Source organism: Variovorax sp. 10L426 (assembly GCF_056395305.1).
Genome location: NZ_JBFTJF010000010.1, coordinates 180,914 through 201,057 on the forward strand (window position 1 = coordinate 180,914; position 20,144 = coordinate 201,057).

19 protein-coding genes and 1 riboswitch are annotated in these 20,144 nt (G+C 65.2%); of the genes, 10 read left to right on the forward strand and 9 right to left on the reverse strand.

Features of this window, described 5'->3' with window-relative positions; genetic code table 11:
- Window positions 1-7: 7 nt before the first annotated feature.
- Window positions 8-2,290, reverse strand: coding sequence for a helicase C-terminal domain-containing protein (locus AC1DHL_RS16530; RefSeq protein ID WP_478162659.1), 2,283 nt, complete (start codon window positions 2,288-2,290; stop codon window positions 8-10).
- Window positions 2,291-2,415: 125 nt separating this feature from the next.
- Between AC1DHL_RS16530 and AC1DHL_RS16535 the strand changes: the two genes are divergently transcribed.
- Complete coding sequence (locus tag AC1DHL_RS16535) at window positions 2,416-4,182, forward strand: MOSC domain-containing protein (protein ID WP_478162660.1); 1,767 nt, start codon at window positions 2,416-2,418, stop codon at window positions 4,180-4,182.
- Between the two features lie 35 nt (window positions 4,183-4,217).
- Entirely contained in the window at window positions 4,218-4,811 is a 594-nt protein-coding gene (locus AC1DHL_RS16540) for a TMEM175 family protein (RefSeq protein WP_478162661.1), read from the forward strand.
- 61 nt (window positions 4,812-4,872) lie between these two features.
- Here the strand turns inward: AC1DHL_RS16540 and AC1DHL_RS16545 are convergent, their stop codons facing one another.
- From AC1DHL_RS16545 to AC1DHL_RS16555, 3 genes are all read right to left on the reverse strand, one after another.
- Window positions 4,873-6,066: a cytochrome-c peroxidase gene (locus AC1DHL_RS16545; protein ID WP_478162693.1), complete on the reverse strand. Its 1,194-nt coding sequence runs from the start codon at window positions 6,064-6,066 to the stop codon at window positions 4,873-4,875.
- Between the two features lie 47 nt (window positions 6,067-6,113).
- Window positions 6,114-7,529, reverse strand: a complete 1,416-nt coding sequence (locus AC1DHL_RS16550) for an alkaline phosphatase family protein (protein ID WP_478162662.1) — start codon at window positions 7,527-7,529, stop codon at window positions 6,114-6,116.
- A 232-nt stretch (window positions 7,530-7,761) separates the two neighbouring features.
- The gene (locus tag AC1DHL_RS16555) at window positions 7,762-8,367 is read right to left on the reverse strand and encodes a 4-hydroxylaminobenzoate lyase (protein WP_478162694.1); all 606 of its coding nucleotides are present in this window, start codon (window positions 8,365-8,367) and stop codon (window positions 7,762-7,764) included.
- A 122-nt stretch (window positions 8,368-8,489) separates the two neighbouring features.
- On the opposite strand from AC1DHL_RS16555, the gene AC1DHL_RS16560 reads away from it, so the two are divergent.
- A complete protein-coding gene (locus AC1DHL_RS16560) occupies window positions 8,490-9,461 on the forward strand; it encodes a LysR family transcriptional regulator (protein WP_478099684.1) in 972 nt (323 codons plus the stop codon).
- Between the two features lie 42 nt (window positions 9,462-9,503).
- Here AC1DHL_RS16560 and AC1DHL_RS16565 read toward each other — a convergent pair whose 3' ends face one another.
- The 4 genes from AC1DHL_RS16565 to AC1DHL_RS16580 form a co-directional block, all read right to left on the reverse strand.
- Window positions 9,504-9,827, reverse strand: a complete 324-nt coding sequence (locus AC1DHL_RS16565) for a DUF190 domain-containing protein (protein ID WP_478099682.1) — start codon at window positions 9,825-9,827, stop codon at window positions 9,504-9,506.
- Between the two features lie 38 nt (window positions 9,828-9,865).
- Entirely contained in the window at window positions 9,866-10,255 is a 390-nt protein-coding gene (gene crcB / locus AC1DHL_RS16570) for a fluoride efflux transporter CrcB (RefSeq protein WP_478162663.1), read from the reverse strand.
- Window positions 10,256-10,344: 89 nt separating this feature from the next.
- Window positions 10,345-10,408, reverse strand: a riboswitch (Fluoride riboswitch).
- Between the two features lie 92 nt (window positions 10,409-10,500).
- Window positions 10,501-11,838, reverse strand: a complete 1,338-nt coding sequence (locus AC1DHL_RS16575) for a DUF1254 domain-containing protein (protein WP_478162664.1) — start codon at window positions 11,836-11,838, stop codon at window positions 10,501-10,503.
- 113 nt (window positions 11,839-11,951) lie between these two features.
- Window positions 11,952-13,247, reverse strand: a complete 1,296-nt coding sequence (locus AC1DHL_RS16580) for an Nramp family divalent metal transporter (protein WP_478099675.1) — start codon at window positions 13,245-13,247, stop codon at window positions 11,952-11,954.
- Window positions 13,248-13,412: 165 nt separating this feature from the next.
- Here AC1DHL_RS16580 and AC1DHL_RS16585 point away from each other — a divergent pair, with 165 nt between their 5' ends.
- Entirely contained in the window at window positions 13,413-13,892 is a 480-nt protein-coding gene (locus AC1DHL_RS16585; protein ID WP_478162665.1) for an FKBP-type peptidyl-prolyl cis-trans isomerase, read from the forward strand.
- Between the two features lie 119 nt (window positions 13,893-14,011).
- On the opposite strand, the gene AC1DHL_RS16590 is transcribed toward AC1DHL_RS16585, so the two are convergent.
- Window positions 14,012-15,214, reverse strand: coding sequence for a DUF2252 domain-containing protein (locus AC1DHL_RS16590; protein ID WP_478162666.1), 1,203 nt, complete (start codon window positions 15,212-15,214; stop codon window positions 14,012-14,014).
- 156 nt (window positions 15,215-15,370) lie between these two features.
- Here AC1DHL_RS16590 and AC1DHL_RS16595 point away from each other — a divergent pair, with 156 nt between their 5' ends.
- From AC1DHL_RS16595 to AC1DHL_RS16620, 6 genes are all read left to right on the forward strand, one after another.
- Window positions 15,371-15,496: a hypothetical protein gene (locus tag AC1DHL_RS16595; protein WP_478162667.1), complete on the forward strand. Its 126-nt coding sequence runs from the start codon at window positions 15,371-15,373 to the stop codon at window positions 15,494-15,496.
- Between the two features lie 81 nt (window positions 15,497-15,577).
- The gene (locus tag AC1DHL_RS16600) at window positions 15,578-16,423 is read left to right on the forward strand and encodes an undecaprenyl-diphosphate phosphatase (protein ID WP_478162668.1); all 846 of its coding nucleotides are present in this window, start codon (window positions 15,578-15,580) and stop codon (window positions 16,421-16,423) included.
- A gap of 191 nt (window positions 16,424-16,614) precedes the next feature.
- Window positions 16,615-17,457 (forward strand): alpha/beta hydrolase, encoded by an 843-nt coding sequence (locus AC1DHL_RS16605; protein WP_478162669.1) that lies wholly within the window; start codon window positions 16,615-16,617, stop codon window positions 17,455-17,457.
- A gap of 9 nt (window positions 17,458-17,466) precedes the next feature.
- Window positions 17,467-17,727: an acyl carrier protein gene (locus AC1DHL_RS16610; protein ID WP_478162670.1), complete on the forward strand. Its 261-nt coding sequence runs from the start codon at window positions 17,467-17,469 to the stop codon at window positions 17,725-17,727.
- Window positions 17,724-18,947: a beta-ketoacyl-[acyl-carrier-protein] synthase family protein gene (locus tag AC1DHL_RS16615; protein WP_478162671.1), complete on the forward strand. Its 1,224-nt coding sequence runs from the start codon at window positions 17,724-17,726 to the stop codon at window positions 18,945-18,947. Before AC1DHL_RS16610 ends, AC1DHL_RS16615 begins: the two co-directional genes overlap by 4 nt.
- Before the next feature lie 129 nt (window positions 18,948-19,076).
- Window positions 19,077-20,138 (forward strand): pirin family protein, encoded by a 1,062-nt coding sequence (locus AC1DHL_RS16620; RefSeq protein ID WP_478162672.1) that lies wholly within the window; start codon window positions 19,077-19,079, stop codon window positions 20,136-20,138.
- The last annotated feature ends 6 nt before the right edge of the window (window positions 20,139-20,144 follow it).

Here is a 20,144-nt window from a genome sequence, read left to right on the forward strand (position 1 = left end):
TCGCGTCTCAGCGTTCGGCGGCGAACATCGGCTGCACCTGCCACCACGCGGGCAGCAGCTCGCGGATCTCCCGCCGCGCAAACCGGTCGTCCAGCAGATACAGCACGCCAGCATCGGTCTCGGTGCGGATGACGCGGCCCGCCGCCTGCACGACCTTTTGCAGGCCGGGGTAGACGTAGGTGTATTCGTAGCCATCGCCGAAGAGGGTCTGCATTCGCTCGCGCATGACCTCGTTGGGTTCGTTGTGCTGCGGCAAGCCCAGGCTGGCGACGAAGGCGCCGACGAGCCGATCACCGGGCAGGTCGACGCCTTCGCCGAAAGCGCCGCCCAGTACGGCGAACCCGATGCCCCGACCGCCGGCCACGAAGCGGGCCAGGAAGGCATCGCGATCCGCCTCGCGCATGCCACGCGACTGCGACCACACCGCAATCCCGGGGTGGCGGTCGGCAAAGGCCTCCGATGCGCTCGCCAGGTAGTCGAAGCTGCTGAAGAAGGCGAGGTAGTTGCCGGGCCGATCGGCGAACTGGCTGGCGATGATGTCGGTGAGCGCCGTCAGCGAACGGTCGCGGTCCCGGAAGCGGGTCGAGACATCCATGGCGACGCGCACCGTCAATTGCTCGCTGCGGAAGGGCGATCCCACGTCGAGCGTGGCCGTGTCTTCCGGCAGCCCCAGCGTGTCGCGATAGAAAGCGAAGGGCGCAAGCGTGCCGGAGAAGCAGGCCGCCGAGTTGCAGTCCGCGAAGCGGCTCTCGAGGAAGGGCGCGGGCACAAGGTTGCGGATCGCCAGGCCGCGCGCGCCCTCGTCGCCCACGCTGCATTCGAAGACCGAATGCTTGCCGAAAGAATCGGCAAGGCGGGCAAAGCGAAGCAGGCCGAAGAAGCACTCCTGCAGCCACCCTTGCGCATCGTCCGGCCGCGCCGTGAAGTGCTCGGCCATCGTGCCGACCGCATCCTGCAGCGCGCGTTGGAAGCGTTCCGGGATCTCGTCATGCGCTTCGTAGGCGGCAAGCTGGTCTCTCTGCAGTAGCTGCCATTCGCGCTGCAACTGCCCGAGCACCTTCTTGATGAAAGGCGGGGCCTTTCCGCGCACGGCATCCACGGCCGACACTTCGAGTTGCGCGGAATACATGCCGCGCGCGCGATCCAGCAGGTTGTGCGCCTCGTCGACCAGCAGCGCGACGCGCCACTCTTCCTCCTTCATCAGCCCGAAGAGGAAGGCGCTTCCGTCAAAGTAGTAGTTGTAGTCGCCGACGATCACATCGCTCCATCGCACCATTTCCTGGGCCAGGAAGTAAGGGCAGACCTCGTGCGCCAGTGCGATGCGTCGCAGCGTCGCGCGATCCAGCCACGCGTCCTGCGCGGCCTCGCGGCGCGCCGCTGGAAGCCGGTCATAGAAACCGCGCGCCAGCGGGCAGGCCTCGCCGTTGCATGCGCGGCCGGGGTACTCGCAAGCCTTTTCGCGCGCAGTGAGTTCGAGCACGCGCAGCGGCGCACGCTCGCGGTCCAGCGTTCGCAACGCATCCAGCGCAATCGACCGGCCTGATGTCTTGGCGGTGAGGAAGTAGATCTTGTCCAGCTTCTGCGCGGGCCGTGCCTTGAGCAGGGGGAAGAGGGTGGCGACCGTCTTGCCAATGCCCGTGGGCGCCTGCGCGAGAAGGCAGCGCCCCGAGACCGCGGAGCGATACACCGCCTGCGCCAGATCGCGCTGTCCCGCGCGGAAATCACCGTGGGGGAAGCTCAGCGTGCCGAGCGCCTCGTCGAGTTGCGTGCGGTGGTCGGCTTCCTGCTCGGCCCACGAGAGGAAGCGGCTGCAGAGCATCTCGAAGTGCTCGCGCAGGCCTTCGCGCGTGCAGGCCTCTTCCTGCACCACCTCCCGTTCCGTGCCGAGGTCGAGGTAGACAAGCGCCACTTCGACCCGCTCCAGCGCGTCACGCTCGCAGAGCATCCAGGCGTAAGTGCGGGCCTGTGCCCGGTGCAGCGCGCGATGGTTGGCCTTGATGGCCTCGAAGTCGCCGCGGAAAGTCTTGATCTCCTCGACACGCCGGCGGTGCGGCTCGTAGCCGTCGGCGCGTCCGCGCACCTGCAGCCGCTCGTACTGCGATGCGAGCGTGATCTCGCTTTCGTAGCTCGGGCCTCGACGGGCCTGCACCATGCGATGGCCCGCCTGACCTTCCTGCGCGCTCGGCGCCGGAACGAAGCGCAGATCGAGGTCGCCGGCCTTCGCGGCAAAAGCGCAGAGCGTCTTGACCGAAACCGTGAACGCTGGCGATGAAGAAATTGCGGCGGCCATGAGGCTGGATGTGTACTCTCCAGCGTGTCAGGACACTGGATGAACGTGCACATGTTAGCGACGCGGGGCGTGGATCTTTCGCAGCGCATCGCCAACACGCGCGCAGCAAACCCGGAGGCATCTCCATGGCCCACCTACTCTCCGTTTGCGTCGGACTTCCTCGCGACATCGAATGGCGTGGAAGGACCGTGCACACCGGCATCTGGAAGGAGCCCGTGCCGGATCGTCGGCGCGTCCGGCGGCTCAACGTCGACGGCGACGGCCAGGGCGATCTCGACGGCCACGGCGGCGAGCAGCGGGCCGTCTTCGTCTATCAGATCGCGTCGTATCGCTACTGGGAACAACGGCTGGGCCGCAGCGATTTCACACACGGGCAATTCGGCGAGAACTTCACCATCGAGGGATTGCCCGACGACGAGGTCTGTATCGGCGACCGCTATCGGATCGGGACTGCCCTGTTCGAGGTGACCCAGCCCCGGGTCACCTGCTACCGCGTCGGGATTCGCACGAACGAACCTCAAATGGCTGCGCTCCTGACCTCCAGCGGGCGGCCGGGCTTCTACCTGCGCGTCGTCGAGGAAGGCGAGGTCGGTGCCGGCGACGCCATCCTGCCCGTCACTCGAGGCTCGGAGCGCATGACCGTTGCCGAGGTCAATGCGCTGCTGTATTCGTCGCACCATCCCCGCGACCAGCTCGAGCGGGCGCTGCGAATCCCGGCTCTGTCGCCCGGCTGGCGTTGGTCCTTCGAGGAAATGATTCGAAGCCAGGACGCCCACCCAGGCGCGACAGGCAATGCAGGTCTGGCACCAGCCTCGGCAGCGCGGACGGCAGCGCCCGGGTTTCGGCCACTGCGGGTTTCGGGGATCGCGCATGAATGCGTGGATGTGATCTCGTTGTCGCTGCAGCCGGTGAATGGAGCGCGGCTCACGGCGCCACTCGCGGGCCAATTCGTCGTAATGCGTTTGCGGCCGAAGGCCGAGGGTCCGCTGCTCTACCGGAGCTATTCGCTGTCCGGACCTCTCTCCGACGACCACTATCGCATCAGCGTCAAGGTCGAGCCACACGGCGCCGCGGGCGGCTACCTGAACAGCAGTGTTCGCGCCGGCGACATCATCGAGGTCAGCGAACCGAGAGGCAGCTTCACCTTGCAGCCTGGAGATGGGCCGGTGGTGCTCTTGAGTGCGGGCATCGGCGCGACGCCGGTACTGGCCATGCTGCACAGCCTGGCTGAGAACGCTTCGCCTCGGGAGGTCTGGTGGCTGCACAGTGCGCGCAACGGCAAGTCGCATTCCTTCGCCACGGAGGTGCGGCAACTTCTGGGCGCGCTGGCTCGCGGGCGAAGTCACATCTGGTACAGCCGACCCGATGCGGACGATCAGGAGGGGCAGCACTACGACTCGACGGGGCGTCTCGGGATCGATGCCTTCCAGGCGCTGCACGTACCGCGAGATGGCGACTTCTATCTCTGCGGGCCGTCGAGTTTCCTCGTCGACCTGATGGCAGGCCTGGCCGCCTGGGGCGTGCCTGCGGGCCGCATCCATTCCGAGGTGTTCTCTGGTGGCCCTTCGCTGACGCCCGGCGTGGTCACAGGCCCGGTGCGCGCACCCCATCCGCCGGAGGGCGCTCCCGGCGCGGGGCCTCTGGTGTCCTTCGCGCGCAGCAGCCTTACGGTCCGATGGCGTTCAGTGCAGGACCGGAGCCTGCTTGAACTGGCGGAGGCATGTGACGTGCCGGTCCGCTGGTCATGCCGCACCGGCGTGTGCCACAACTGCGAGAGCGGATTGATCTCCGGGGCCGTCGTCTATGAGCCCGCTCCGCTGGACCCACCAGCGGAGGGAAACATCCTCGTCTGCTGCTCCCAGCCGAAGGGTGATCTGGTGATCGACATCTGAGCACTGGCGAGACCTCACTTCATGGGAGTCATGCGATGCACAAAGAAAAGGTTGGCGAGGTCACCGCACATCGGCTGGGCGCATTTTCGGACGCGGTCATCGCGGTGATCATGACCGTGATGGTGCTGGAACTGAAGGCTCCGGAAGACCCGGCGTTCTCTGCCCTCTGGCTCCTGTGGCACACGGTCGTCAGCTATGCCGTGAGCTACCTGTTCATCGCCATCATCTGGATCAATCACCACTACCTCATGACCCTCGTGGGGCCTCCGACATTGCGGCTGATATGGATCAACTTCGCCCATCTGTTCATGGTGTCGTTCCTTCCGTTCGCGACCGCATGGATTGCCCGCACCCAGCTCGCCTCGGCGCCCGTCGTGTTCTACGCGGCGCTCTTCGTGTGCGTGGACATTGCCTACAACGTCTTCGAGCGGGAGGTATTGACGGGAGCCGACGCAGCGCAAGTGCCTGCCGCGGCGCGGCGCGCGGCTCGGCGCCGTTCGCTCACGGTGCTCGCAGTCTTCGCGACCGCAACGTCGGTCGCCTTCGTCGCGCCACGCTTCGCCTTCGGGCTGATATGCGGGGCCTTGCTCCTGCACTTGCGGCCTGACCTCCGTGCCGCTCGGAGGTGATGGGCTTCACCGCGCAACTCTGCGGGAGAGCGGGATCTGACGCCGCGCGGTGTGAAGACTCTCAAGGCGTTTTGGCACCCGCCGGCAGCACGTATCCGTCGTTCAAGGTCTTCAGGAACACGACCACGTCCTGGATGTCCTCGTCGGACCACACCGGCTTGTCGCCCTTCTTCTGCGTCAGCGGAGGGTCGATGTGGTCGACGTTGTCCTGCAGTTGCGGCGGCAGGTCATCGAACTGCTGTGTGCCGTCAGGATGCGGATACCACTTGTGCGGCATGGCATCGCGCTCCACGTAGAAACGCAGCGCCTCGTCCAGGTCATGGAAACGTCCATTGTGGAAGAAGGCACCTCGCGTGGCCACGTTGCGCAGGGTGGGCGTCTTGAACAAGCCGCAATACTTCTTTTCCTCGCTCTGGTTGGTGCGCACAGGGCCGCACAGCCCGAGGTCGTAGTAGCGGGCGTCCGCGTTGGCGGGAATTTCCGGGTTGCGGGGCACGCCGAGGGCCTCGAAGCTGAAGTCGGTGAGCAGCGGGTGCGCGCCGTTGGCGCCAGGTTCGATGATGTGGCAGGCCACGCAGTTGCCGCCGTCCCGATCCTTGAACAGTTTCAGGCCGCGCGTTTCCTGCTCGTTCAACTCGACCTTGCCGTCGAGGTAGAAATCGAACTTGCTGTCGTAGGGTTGGAAGCTCGCGTCATCGAGTTGGAAGCGCTGCAGGGCCTGACCCAGCGCGGCAAGCGCCGCGTCAGGACGGGAAAGGATGTCGTCGCCAAACACCTTGCGAAAGCGCGCCGCGTAAGGACTCTTGGACAAGCGTTGCGCGACTGCCGCAGCGTTCGCGTTGGCCATTTCATTGGCGGCCAGCAGCGGAAAGGCGGCTTGCGCGGCCATCGTGTCGAAGCGGCCATCCCAAGTGAATCCACCCACCGGCACGTGGTCGGTCTCGGTCATCCGCTCGCGCGGGTTGCCGATGTAGGTATGGCTCCAGATTGGCGTTCGCCGCAGGTAGCGAAGCGAAGGAACAGCCCGCGTGCCGGCATCTTTCATGTCGGCGCCGCCCAGTTGCACGGCCAGTGAATTGGGCGGGCCGTAGGCGTGGTCGGGACTGTGGCAAGTCGCACACGACATGCGCCCCGACGCCGAGAGAGAAGGATCGAAGAAGGCCAGCCTTCCGATCTCGGCCATGTCCTTGTTGGACGGCGCAACGGCCACGGCCCCTGGTTCGGGGCCGCGGCTGCAGGCGACCACGCAAAGCATGATCGCCACGAAAAAGGCAGCCCTCGCCGCCTTGCTCCCAAGCATCCTCACTGCAGGCTGGTGAAGATGTCGCTGCCGAAGGGCACGAGGTTCTTGTCGTCGGCGTAGCCCAGGTACTCCTTGGTCTGGAAGATGTCCTCCAGGCTCTTGAGCAGGGAATAGTGGTTGTACTGCACGTCGCTGACAGTGCCCGGCTTGATCCACTTCGACAGCAGCACCGCGCCAGTGCGGTCGCCACCCACGCCCACATAGTGCAGGTTGTATTGCAGGTTTGCGCCGGCCGGTAGGAACTGATCGTCAGGGCGCGTCACGTTGGGGCCGGTCTGCTGACCGCAGCACGAAGCACCGGGCAGGTTCAAGGTGACCGTCGTCATGTGGGTGACCGGATCGGTCGTCGAGCCTGCCGGCACGATGCCGGCCGACTCGTCGAAGTTGATGATGATGAGTCCGTCCTGCTGATAGGCGGGCGAATTCTGGATGATCGGGACCCACTTCTTCAGGAACGCATCGATGGACGCCAGGCCGCCAGGAGCACCGGTCACACAGCCCTTGCCCGCAGTACCGGTCCCGTCGCCGTCGTGGCCGTCATCGCACAGGTTGGGCGTGACGAACACGAAGTTGGGCGTGGTGTCGATCGACTTCAGGTCGTTTTCCAGATTGGCGTCCAGGTTGACCACGTGCTTGTCGCAGTAATCCTGGTCGTCGATGATCGAGTGGAAATAGACGAAGGGGTTGTGGCGGGTCGCGTACTGGTCGCCCTTGGGCACGTCGGCGGTGGGCGCCTGGGCCGATTGGGTGTTGTCGATCGCGCCGATCTTCGGATGGCCGCAGGTAACGGATTCACGGGTCGGGTCGTTACCCATGTCTCCCATGTAACCCTTCCAGGTCACGCCGACCGTGTCGAGCTGGTTGGGGAGCGTCTTCACTTCCTTGGGATAGACGCAGCCCTTGCCGTCCTTCGTCTTGAGCACCTTGGGATTGGCGAAATCCCAACCGTCCGCGACCGCGTCATTGAAGCCCTGGAAGCAATCGCTCTCGGTCTCCTTGGTGGAGGGCTGGCCGCTCATCATCGCGATGTAGTTGTCCAGGCTGACGTGACCGGTGCCGTAGTACTGGTTCAGCAGTGCGCCCTTGGTCGCGAGATCCTTCAAGAACGGATCCTGCGTGCTCGTTCCGAAGGTGTCGGCGAAATTCTTGTTCTCCATCGTCAGCACGAACACGTGCTTGATGGATTGCTGGGTGACGGGCGGCGCCGTCGGCTGTTGGGTTGCAGGCGTGGTCGGCGCAGGCTGCTGGTTTCCGGCTGCCGCTTGCTGGAGAGCAAGCGCGGTCAACGCGTCGTTGTTGCTTCCGCCGCCTCCGCATGCGCTGATGGTGACCACGGCTGCAAGCGCGGCGACAGAGGTCAGCGCGCAGGCGACCCGACGCACTGTCCAGCGTTTGCTGGAAAAGATCTCGAACATGAAGGAGGTTTCCCCGTGAAGCGATCAAGCGCCGCTGGCGCAGACCTATGTAGTTGATTGGGCGCGACGCCCGCTTTTTGGTTTCGTTTGGAAGCGTAAGAAACCCATGTGACCGACCCGTGACATTCGGGCGCACTGAAGCGGATAGTCATCATTCGTCATTGACATGGATTTGTCATGACTGCGTCACACGCGCCGCGATCGCTACATGCTCTTTGGGGATTCGACCGAATCATCGAAGCCCATGTGATGCGCGAACGCCTCCACCCGTTGCCGTGGCATTTCCATCCGGTTCACGCGGCGCAGGGTGATAGGCGATGCGCCCCGCGGGAAGGAAGAACAGCGCAATCACGGCACCACCTTTCGCCTCCGGATAGTGATGGCTTCCGGGCGCCGGCGCGGTCCAGCCGGCCTCGCACCAGCCATTGGGTCCGTTGAGTGCTGCGCCTGGGTTCAGGGGCACGACCATGTTGAGCTCGCCGTAGGGGTGCGCGTGGTATTGGCCGCGGTAGGTGTTCCCGGGGTTGCCCTGCGTGTTGTCGGTGCTGTCCATGTACACCGCCGTGACGCTGAAATACCGCGTGCCCTCCGAGGGGTCCGCGATGCGACTGCGGCGGTAGATCGAGCCGTCGAGTTCGACGTTCGCGGCCCAGCCGTCGCGCACGCCTTGCTTCACCAGCCGCGCAAGCGTCTGGTACAGCTCGCTGTCCGGCCCGCAGCGCTGGTTCAGCCATCGTTCGGTCTCGGTGCCGGCTGTCATGTCCTTCACGTCTTCGAGAAAACGAATGCTGCGCTCGATCAGTGCTTCACGGTCTGCGTTGAGTTCATCTTTCATCATCATGGTCACCTCTTGGTCATTCCTGGCGTGTGGTGCATGAATGATGGGCGCCGAATGAGTTGAATGGAACTGATGCTTCTGCAAGCGCACAATGCACACGATTCAACTCATGGAGATGGACGGTGAGCATCGGCCGCATCGATCTCAACCTGCTGAAAGTGTTCGACGCCGTCTACGAAGACCGCAACCTCGTGCGTGCGGGCCGGCGGTTGAACCTGAGCCAGTCAGCCGTCAGCCATGCGCTCACGCGGCTGCGCGAACTGGTCGGCGACGAGCTTTTCCTGCGCACCGGCAAGGGGATGGCACCCACGGGCCGTGCGATGGCAATGGCGCCCGTCCTGCGCGACGCGCTGCGCCGTGTCGAGGTCACGCTCGGCGTGGAACCGTTCTCGCCGGAGGCGTCATCGCGGCGATTCGTGATCGCGGCAAACGACCATGTCACCGCGGTCATCGTCGCGCCGTTGTCGCGCGAACTGCAAAAGGCGGCGCCCAGGGTGGACCTGGTGATTCGGCCCTCCACGCGCCTGGACCTGGCCGAGCAGATCGACCTTGGCCGCATCGACCTCGCGATCGGCATCTTCTCCCAGGTGCCGGCAAGGTTGAACACGCGCACGCTCATGACGCAGGGCGAGGTCATCCTGATGCGCAAGGGCCATCCCGCCTCCCGCCGCAAGCTGCTGGTGAAAGACCTGGCGCGCTATCCACTGGTGACCATCTCGGTCGGCGGCCAGGAAGAGGGGGCGGTCGACGGCTTCATCCTCGAGCGGGGGCTTGCGCGCCAGTCCGAGATGTTCGACCGCCACGCGCTCGAAGAAGCGTTGCGCGAAACCGGGCAGCCGCCGCGGTTGCGCGTGACAGTGCCGCATTCGCTGGCTATTCCAGCGCTGCTGCGGGACAGCGACATGCTTTCGATCGTGCCGGCCTCGCTGGCGCAGGCGCTCACGCACGGCGGCAGCGAACTGTTGTCGCGCCAACCGCCGTATCGCGCGGGCCAGTCGACCCTGCGCGCCGTCTGGCATCGACGCAACGAACACGACGCCGGACACGCATGGCTTCGCGACCGGGTGGCCGCAGTTGCCGATGCGGCGCAGTAGCAGTGGGTCTCTCTCCGAGGCTGACCGCTGCACTGGTGGAAGTCACGGCTCGCCCCCGATGACCCCCATCTCCAGCGGCACCTTGATGTAGAACAGCTTGAGCTTCTCGCCAGACAGGTGCGCGAGAAAGCTCTCGGCCTCCTGCTCTGTCAGCGCGAATCCGACTTCCACCGACACATCGCCGGCCAGCTCGAAGAAGTGCTCTTCGTGCAGCCTGCCGTGGCGGCCGAAGCCGGCGATCGCGCGAAAGGCCGAACCGCCATGGATGCCCACCTTCTTGGCCTCTTCGAGCAACCATTCATAGGCGAGGATGCCGTGGTGACGGTGGTTCTCCTGGACGTAGAACTTGAGGTAGATGCCTTGCATGGGGGCCTCCTTCGGCTCGAATGACTCGGATGACTCGACTACGCTCTGACGAAGAGGGCGTTGGCAATCAGGATGCCAATCCCCGTCAGGATCAGCGATCCGACAAGGTGCACGCTCGCCGCGCCCAGGGCCCACCAGTGTTCGTGTCGGCCGATCAAGGTCACGACCTCGACCGAGAACGTCGAGAACGTCGTCAGGCCGCCCATGAAGCCGGTAATGACCAGCAGCCGCCATTCAGGGGCGAGGCCGCTGTTGTGCGTGAAGAAGGCGCTGGCCACGCCGACCAGCAAGCCTCCGATGAGGTTGGCGGCCAATGTGCCCAGGGGAATCGTCGGGAACACCGGGTTCAGCCAGCCACCCAGCCACCAGCGCAGCAAGGCGCCGCACCCGGCACCGCCGAAGACTGCAAAAAAGGAAAAGCCGCTCATGTCGCTCCTTGGTCAATCGGGCCAGGGCGACCAGTGCAGCCATCGAGCGCGCATTGCGCGTCAAGAATGCCTACGCCGGCCCACGCTGGACCCGGGTAGGCATCATCAGCCCGAGTGGGCGGTTCAGGGAGGAATGCCATCTCCGCAGCGCGGCAGTATATCGGTCGAGGCGCATGGCGGCAACGCAGTGGAGCGGCCAATCCAATATGGCCGCTGCGGCCGGAACAGCGGCAGGCCAGCGCACGCTATGGCGACTTCGTCACCGCTGGCGGATTCCATTTGCCTGTGAGCGCGTCTGCCTTCGGCGAATAGAGGCGCATGGTCAGATTGAACGTCCCTTTGGGCGCAGGTAGCCAGTTGGCTTGCTTGTCATTGCCGGGACTCTCGTTCTGGAAATACAAGTCGAGCGAACCGTCCGCGTTGGTCTTGAAGGGCATCCAGCTGCTGACCGCGAATCGGTCGAGCACGTTCGCCACCTGGAACCCATCGTCGTCGTACAGCGTGATGGACCAGAAGGCGTTCACGGGCGGTGTTGCCCCCTTGTTGAAGTGAATCGTGTACTTGTTTGCGCCGGTGAGCGGCTTGCCGGTGTCGTCGGCGATATTCAATGGATAGATGGCGTCTTCAGGCAGGTTGGCCCCAAGACCCAACTGCGTCACGATGGCGCGCTTCAGATAGTAGTTGCCATAGACACCCATGGTGTCGGTGTTCATTGACCATCCGTTTGCGACGCGGGCAATCGTCGGAATCTTCCACTTCATGATTTGCTGGGCGTCCTCAGGCGCGCTCGCGAGTGCCTTCTGCACGGCGGGGTCGAGCTTGTCGAAGTCAAAGCTTTTGCCCGGCTCGATGCCGATGCGCTTCATCCGCGCGACGATCGGCTGGTCGGTGATGTGGGGCGGATGCAGCTTGAGGAGTTCGGCCGCATAGGTGAAGAAGCGGCTGGCCGGCATGGTGTCGGCCTGGGTTTTCGGTGGCGTCTTCATGTCGACGGCCGGGTCGATCTTCACGGCCACGGGTGTCGATGGCTTGCCCCATCCGGAGAGCGGAGTGACCGCGTAACCCGCCTGAATCTTGTTCACCGCAGCGTAGTCCGCAGGTCCGTCCGTCCTCGTGCGGCCGATGACCCAGACATAGGAAGTTGGTGCCGGAATATGCGCGAACCCCTCGGGGACCGTTCCGACCCAACCCGGCGGGGTGACGAGGAAATTGCCCGTGCTGGTTCCAGTCGTTCGCCAGCCGGGCGACGCAAAGACATCGGTCCACATGTCCAGCATCGGAAGAAGGTAGAACCGCCCGGCCGTGTCTGGTACGGAGACAACCTGCGCCTCCTTGGTGAGATCCAGCCATGCGATGGAATAGAGCGTATCGAAGTTGACGCGCACGACCACTTTCAGATCCGCGGGCGGATAGGCCGGGATGTTCACGAACATGTTCATCGGGCCTTTGCCGATTGCCTTGCCGACCTCGATGTTCGTGGACTGCAACCGCGTGATGTCCATGCTCACGAGCGGATAGAGGTAGAGGTATGCATCTACCGCAATCTGGTGGACGTCAAGTTCAGAAATGGTTTCAGAAGTCATGGCTTTCCTCTTTCGATGGTTGCGAGCGAGCTTGTGGAGCGCAGCAACATAGCACTCCATGACGACGTTGACCATTCAACCTTCGTCCGATGAGAAGGTAACAAATGAGCCACTCACAGGACGGAGACGACCCCCAGCGCCACCGACGCCGCCCCCATCGCCCCCGTGGCAAGCCACCCCAGCACCTTCCACTTCCGCGGCAGCACCATCTCGCGCATGACCGTGCGGCTCGAAGCCGCCATCATCACGGCCACCATCACCGGCACCGAGATGACCGCATTGATCACAGCGGCCCAATAAAGCGCCGAGATCGGGTTGATGCCCGAGAGGCTGATCGCGACGCCGATCGCCATGGCGGCGGCGAGGATGCCGTAGAAGCTGCGGCCCTGCGCCAGCGTCAGGTCCAGCCCCTTGCGCACGTGGCAGTAGCTCGCGACCGCCTCCGCCGCGGAGCCCGCGAGCACGGGCAGCGCCAGCATGCCGGTACCGATGATGCCGAGCGCAAACAGCATGAAGGCGGCATCCCCTGCAATCGGGCGCAGCGCGGCGGCGGCCTGCGCGGTGGAGTCGATCTGCGTCTGGCCGTTGGCATGCAGCGTCGCGGCCGCTGCGGTGATCACGAAGAACGCGATCAGGTTCGAGAAGCCCATGCCCACCGCCGTGTCGATACGCAGGCGGCGCAACTGGCGCCGCGCCTGGTCGGGTGCGATGCGCAGCGGCTGGTCTTCGGGGACGCGCTTGATGTCCTGCACTTCCTGGGAGGCCTGCCAGAAGAAGAGGTAGGGGCTGATGGTGGTCCCGAGGATGGCGACGACCGTCGTCACGTACTCCCGGCTCCAATGCAAAGAGGGCGCGAACACGCCCCGCATCGCCGCGCCCCAGTCCACATCAACCGCGAAGACGACGCCCACGTAGGCGAAGAGCGACAGCGTCAGCCACTTGAGCACGCGAACGTAGCGCTCGTAGGTCATGAAGACCTGCAGCAACAACGACAGGGCGCCGAACCCCGCCGCGTACCAGGCCGCATGGCCGTGCAGGACGAGCGCGGCGGAGTCGCCCATGGCGCTCAGGTCCGCGCCGAGGTTGATGACATTGGCGATCACCAGCAGCGCCACCAGCGCGGCCACCATCCATCGGGGACAGAAGCGCGCAAAGGTCTCGGTGAGGTTCCTTCCGGTGACGCGTCCGATGCGGGCACTGGCAAGCTGGATGCCCATCATCAGCGGATAGGTGATCAGCAGCGTCCACCCCACCCCGTAGCCGAACTGTGCACCGGCCTGCGAGTAAGTGGCGATGCCGCTGGGGTCGTCGTCCGCAGCGCCCGTGATCAGCCCCGGCCCGAGCTTGGACCACCAGCGTTCGCTGGATGGCGGGGTGCCGCCGGTCGCAAGGTTCGAAGGGGTGCTCATGAGGGCTCCGCAAGTCGCAGCGTCCGGACATTGAAGCGAAGTCGCATCACGAGGGATAGGTGCCGGCCCCGGCGCGTTGTGGGACGTCGTCGACGTCTGCTCGTAGACTCGGGACCATTCGGGGCGGCCGATCCGGGCCCTGTCCACACTCCGCAAGACCATCCCATGAAAGTCACAGCCAACACCGTCGTCACCCTGCGCTACAAGGTGTCCGATACCGCCACCCAGAAGCTCGTCGACGAGGGCCACGACCCCATGGTCTATCTGCATGGCGGCTACGACAACACCTTCCCCAAGATCGAAGCCGCACTGGAAGGCAGGGAGTCCGGCTTTCAGGCGACGCTGAACCTGCAGCCCGAGGACGCCTTCGGCGCGCGTGACGAATCACTGGTGCGGACGATCCCCAAGAGCGAGTTCCCGCCCGGCGTGAAGGTGGGCGGCCAACTGGAAGGCCGCAACGACAAGGGCGAGCCGCAAGTCTTCAATGTCATGAAGATCAAGGGGCCGCAGGTGATCCTCGATGGCAACCACCCGCTGGCCGGCAAGGCGCTCAAGTTCAGTTTCACCGTGACCGATGTTCGCGCCGCGACCGAGGAAGAGATCGCGCATCGCCATGTGCATGGCGAGCACGGGCATCATCACTGACTCGCCCCCAGGTTGGCTCACTTCGTGTAGCCGCCCACCCCCTACCGGGGGCAACCCCAGCGGCCCGGCAAAGCCGGTTCCGCGGGGTTCCTGGCCTTTGCCATGGGCGCTTCTGTCGATCAGCCGGAAAACGCGCCGTCGTCATACGCGGCCGCGTAAGTCGACCAGTCCCGCTGGACTTGCCCGGCGCACTCGATCGATGCATCGAGAATGCGTGCCTTCCACTTGCTGCGCTGGCCGAAATCGATCAGCTCGTCGGCGATGGCTGAACCTTCGCGCCCGGCGCTTCGCAACTGCGCCCACGCGACCAGCTTTCCCATCACGGCGATCACGCCTTCGAGATCGCTTGCGCCTTGCGCGGACTTGCCGCCCAACGTCACTCGGTCCTCGGTCGGTTGGAGGGCGCGCAAGACATAAGGCGTCCCAGCCACGACCACCGGCTGCAGGAAGGCCATGGAGACCGCCTGGACGCGGCGCTGCAATGCGACGACGCGATGTGCCTCCGACTTCCACTTCGGTTGCGCCACCTTGAGATGCGCCACCAGGGATGACGGAAGCGCTTGCTTCAGATCCAGCACATAGTTACCGTCGGGCGAGCCTTTGCCCTCGACCAGAATCGCGTAGCGTTCGACGCCGAGGCTGCCTGTGCCGGCGATCCGCCGCGCCACATCCAGCACTTCATAGAACTTGGGGTTCGCCTGAAGCGCAGCGTATTGACTGACGACTCCCATGACCGTCGCGCGTTGCTCGACGGTCGCAGGGAAAGCCTTCTTGCCGTCCGTGCGCAGCACGCGACGACGGCCCTTGATGTCCGTGCGGCCCGCGAGAAACTGCGAACGTTGTCTTTCGCGCAGGCCATCGAGCAGCACGCGCACCAGCCCTTGCGCAGTGTCGCGCTCCACCCAGTAGGCCTTGCCGGCGCAAAGGGCCGTCGCATAACTTTCGATGAAGATCTCGCAGAGCTTGCGCGCCTCACGCGATCCCACCGAGATGCTCTCGGCGCCGACCCATAGGCTCGTGAGAAACCGGACCAGGTCCCAGCTCGCCGGTGCCAATGCCGCCTCGTCGAAATCGTTCATGTCGAAATAGACAAGCCGGTTGTCGCCCTTGAAGCTGCCGAAGTTCTCCAGGTGGAGGTCGCCGCAGACCCACGTCAGCGGCGCCGAGCGCGGCACGCCGAAGCGGGAGAGCCGGTCGTAGAACAAATGGCACGTGCCGCGCAGGAACACGAACGGGCTCGCGCGCATGTTGCGGTACTTGAGCACCAGGCGATCCGGGTCACGGCCCTCGTTGAAGGATCGGATCTCGCGTACGACGTCCATCTCGGGCCTCCTGTGCCTGCTGTGTGGATACCTCCATCACGTTCGCGGACACGATACGCGAAACGCAACGGGCCGGCGTCTTCTCCGTCAGGGAGCAATCAGCCTTGCCGGTGCACAGTTCAGCCCATGCCACGTTTGTCCCGTAGAAGCAGTCGTTTGAAGATCATCAAGCGTGCGAGGCCAGTGTCCGCAGCGCTCATCCTGCAGCATGCCGCCTCCGCCGCAGTGGCCGTGGCGCTCCTTGCCGTGGCGCATTCCATCAAGATGCTGATCCTTCGCTGACGGGTTTCGCGTTGCGTCTCGACGCATCCGGATTCCCTCCCTTTGTCGAAGGTTGCGTAAGCGCGGCCAACGGCCCTCGCCATGAACACCTTTGACGTCCTGATCCTCGCGCTGGTGCAGGGTTTTTGCGAACTGCTTCCCGTGTCGAGCTCGGCGCACGTGATCATGGCGGAAAAGCTGCTCGGACTGAATCCGAGCGCGCCCGAGATGACCATGCTGCTCGTGATGCTGCACACGGGCACGATGTTCGCCGTCATTGCCTACTTCTGGCGCTCCTGGGTCACGACCTATTTCACCTCCGCCGACGCCTTCCGGCGCAACGGATTGCACGTCGTCCTGGCAACTGCGGCGACGGGCATCGTCGGGCTCTTTCTGCTGCAGGCGATCAAGGCGTTGGTCGCGAAGAACCTCCCCGACTTCGAGATCGAGGATCTGTTCGGCAATTCGAGGATCATTGCCGTTGCGCTGATGACTGCCGGTTTGCTGATCCTGTATTCGTCACGCCGCGCGAACGTCAGCGGCGGCGACGTGACAGCTCGCAGTGCGATGTGGATCGGCGCCGTTCAAGGACTGTGCCTTCCTTTTCGGGGTCTTTCGCGCTCGGGCGCGACCATCTCCGCGGGTCTCTCGCTCGGCGTGGGACGCAAGCTTGCGGAGGAGTTCAGCTTTGCGCTTGCCGTGGTGCTGACGCCGGTCGTGATTGCCAGGGAGGCCTACCGGCTTCTCAAGACGCCGGCCGCCGCGAGCGCCATTCACGCGGGCGACACGTGGTCGCTCGTCATGCCGAGCCTGCTGGGGATGGTCTTCAGTTTCGTGGCCGGACTGCTCGCATTGCGATGGCTCTCGAAGTGGCTCGAAACAGATCGATGGCATCTGTTCGGCTTCTATTGCATGGCTGCTTCGTTGGTGGTCTTTCTGGTGGGATGAGCGAGTCAGTCAATATTCATATTGCCGGAATAGATTGGTTGGATGACCTGTTTCAGCCAGGTGGGAGGCGCGGTCGCGACGTGTCGCGACGCTGTCGAACGCGACAAGACCGAACTCGATTCGCGCTTGTCTCGGCACAGGCATGCGTACACCGCACGTCCCACCCTCTCCGTCGATTTGAAAGCTTTCCCATGAGCGCTCGCCTGCCCGACGCCGACGCCCTTCGCGTCGACTCATCCGTTGCACGACGCACAGCAGTGGTGTTGCTGCATGGCTTGTGCAGCACGCCGGACGAGTTGTCGTCGGTCGCGAATGGCCTTCGCGGTGCCGGCTATTCCGTTCACGCATTGCCTGTCGATGGCTATTCGTTCGACGCTGCCGCGCCAGAGCGGCATGCCACGCCGTGGCGTCAATGGGTCGACACGGTCGAACAACGCGTCGACGCGCTGCGCAACGAACACGACCGGATCATGCTCGTCGGCATTTCCGCCGGCGCAGCGCTGGCCCTCGCCACCGCCATGCGCTGCGGCGCGCGAATCGACGCGCTGGTCCTGATGTCGACCACGCTGCGCTTCGACGGCTGGGCGATTCCGCGCCGACACAAGCTGCTTCCGCTGGCGCTGTACACGCCGCTCGGCCTCTTCTGGCGTTACCGCGAACACCCACCTTACGGCGTCAAGAACGAGCGCGTGCGCAGCTGGATCGAGCGCGAGCTGCGCCACCGCAAGGTGTCGCGTGCAGGTGCTGCGGTCATCGGCATCTCGCACCTGCGCGAGCACGACCGCCTGATTCGCCATGTGCGCAGTGGGCTGGATCAGATCGACTGTCCCCAGGTTCTCGCCATCCATGCGGCGCAAGACGAAGTGGCCAGCGTCGCCAATCTTGATCTGTTGAAACGGGGCCTTGTTCGCCCCGAGCTGCAAACCGTCGTGGTGGGCAACAGCTACCACATGATCACCATCGACAACGATCGTCAGCAGGTGCTGCGCGAGACGCTTGAATTTGCCGCCGCGGTCACGCACCGCATTCCCTGAAGACACTCCATGAGTTCCCCTACCTTCGAAACCATTTCCTCCATTCTCGAAAAGGACTTCCAGGTCGCCCGCGCCGACATCCGGCCCGACCGGCCCCTGCTCGAACTCGGTCTCGATTCGCTGGCGCTGATGGAGTTCGTGTTCGCCGTCGAAGACGTCTTCCATCTGCGCATTCCCGAAGACAAGCTGGACCCGCGCGAGGCCGGGATCACGCTGCAACGGATGTGCGAGGTGATCGAGCAGGCGCCACGCGGGGCGATGCCGGCGTGAACCCGCGCATCTGCGTCACCGGCATGGGGTTGGTCTCGCCGCTGGGCAACACGCTGGCGGCTTTCGACGAGGCCTTGTTCGCCGGCCGCTCCGCCGTCGTCGCGAGCACGCTCGAAATGGAGGGGCTCGAGCCGATGGCGTTGTCTCTCGCAGCCTGCAAGTTCGACGATACCGAGCGCAGCGTTTCGCGCCTTCCGCTCGACCGCGGCACCGCGATGTCGCTGGCCGCCGCGCGCGATGCCTATGCGCAAGCCGGCCTGGTCGAGACACCGCCGGAAAGCGAGCGGCTCGGCGTCTACTGGGGCAGTGGCATGGCGGGCATCGCCACCTATGACGACAGTGCGCAGACGCTCTACGTCGGGCATCGCCGGGTACGCCCCACCGCGGTGCTGAGTGCCATGCCCAATGCCGCGGCGGCGGAACTCGGCCTGCGTTTTCGCGCGCGCGGCGCGGCGCTCACCTATGCGTGCGCCTGTGCCTCGTCCGCGGTAGCGATCGGCGAGGCGATGCGCGCCATTCGCGCCGGCTGGATCGACGTGGCCATCGTCGGCGGGCATGAGGCCATGCTCACGCCAGGCACGCTGGCGGGCTGGTACGCGATGCGCGTGATGGCGCTCCCTCCGGCTGACGACCCGGCCAGCGCCTGCCGCCCCTTCTCGGCCGACCGCGCCGGGTTCGCGATGGGCGAAGGAGCCGCCGCGCTGGTGATCGAATCGGAGGCCCACGCCAAGGCGCGTGGCGCGAAAGCAGACCTCGTGCTGGCTGGCTACGCCACCAACAGCGACAGCACCCACATGACCAATCCGGATCCGGCCGGCCAGGCGCGCGCCATGCGTGCCGCACTGGCGGATGCCGGGCTGTCGCCGGCCGACATTGGGCACGTCAACGCGCACGGCACCGCGACCGCGGCCGGCGACGCGGCCGAAGCGGCATCGATCCAGGACGTGTTCGGCAGCAACACGCCGGTCAGCGCCACCAAGGCCATCCATGGCCACCTGCTGGGCGGCGGCGGCGCGCTGGAGCTCGTGGCCACCCTGCGCACCCTGGCGCACCGCCGGCACCCGCCGACCGCGCACCTGCGGCAGGTTGATCCGGCCTTCGCCATCGACATCGTGCGCGGGGAGGCGCGCATCGCGCCCGGGCTGCAATGGGCCATGTCGAATTCCTTCGCCTTCGGCGGCACTAACGCCGTGCTGGTGGCTGGGTGGACCGGAGCCTGAAGGCGCCACTGTTGCGCCCGTGACGCCACTGCGTTGCGCGATTTGGCCTTCCATCGCGGCAGAATGGCCCCATATTTCCTTGATCGCCCCGGTCGCATCGACCAGGGAACTGCAAAGGAATTGAGCGCCATGACCACCGCCAACCCCATCGTCCAGATCAAAGCCCTCGGCTTTCCGTGGGAGACGATCGACCCCTTCCTCTTCTGCGCTTATCACGACGACGCCTATCCGCGCGCCAATGCGCAGATGGGACCCGACACCCCGCTCGCCGGCCGCGACCTGGGCCAGGACTTCAGCCGCAAGGACGGCTGGAGCATGTACCACGGCACCACCGTGCCCGGCTTTCCGGGACATCCGCACCGTGGCTTCGAGACGGTGACGATCGTGCGCAAGGGCCTGATCGACCATTCCGATTCGCTCGGCGCAGTGGCCCGCTTCGGCGGCGGCGACGTGCAGTGGCTCACGGCCGGCAAGGGCATCGTGCACTCGGAGATGTTCCCCCTGCTCGACACGAAGGCGCCGAACCCGCTGGAGCTGTTCCAGATCTGGTTGAACCTGCCCGCCCGCAGCAAGATGGCCGAGCCGCATTTCACGATGCTCTGGGCCGAGGACGTCCCCAGCTTTACCGCAACCGACGCCGAGGGGCTGAAAACCGAAGTCACGAGCATCGCGGGTCGGATCGGCCCCGTGGACGGAAAGCCCGGTGAAGGCGGCCCCCTGGCGCCGCCGCCGGATTCGTGGGCGTCGCGGCCCGAAGCCGACGTCGCGATCTGGACGATCCGGATGGAGCCCAGCGCACGCTGGACACTGCCGGCTGCCACCGGCGAGGGCACGCGCCGGAGTCTCTACTTCTTCAAGGGTCGCTCGGTGTCGATTGCGGGGCAGGGCGTCGACGGCCACGCAGCCATCGAACTGCGCGCCGACGCCGCCGTGGATTTGCTGAACGGCGACGAGACGAGCGAGTTCCTCGTGCTGCAGGGCCGGCCGATCGGCGAACCCGTGGCGCAGTACGGCCCCTTCGTGATGAACACGCAGGCCGAGATCGCGCAGACGATGGCGGACTACCGCCGCACCCAGTTCGGCGGCTGGCCGTGGCCCGATCACGCGCCGGTGCACGGTCGCGACCCCAGCCGCTTCGCCCGGCATCCCGGCGGGCGGGAGGAACGACCGCTGGATCGCGCGACAGCCTGAACGCGC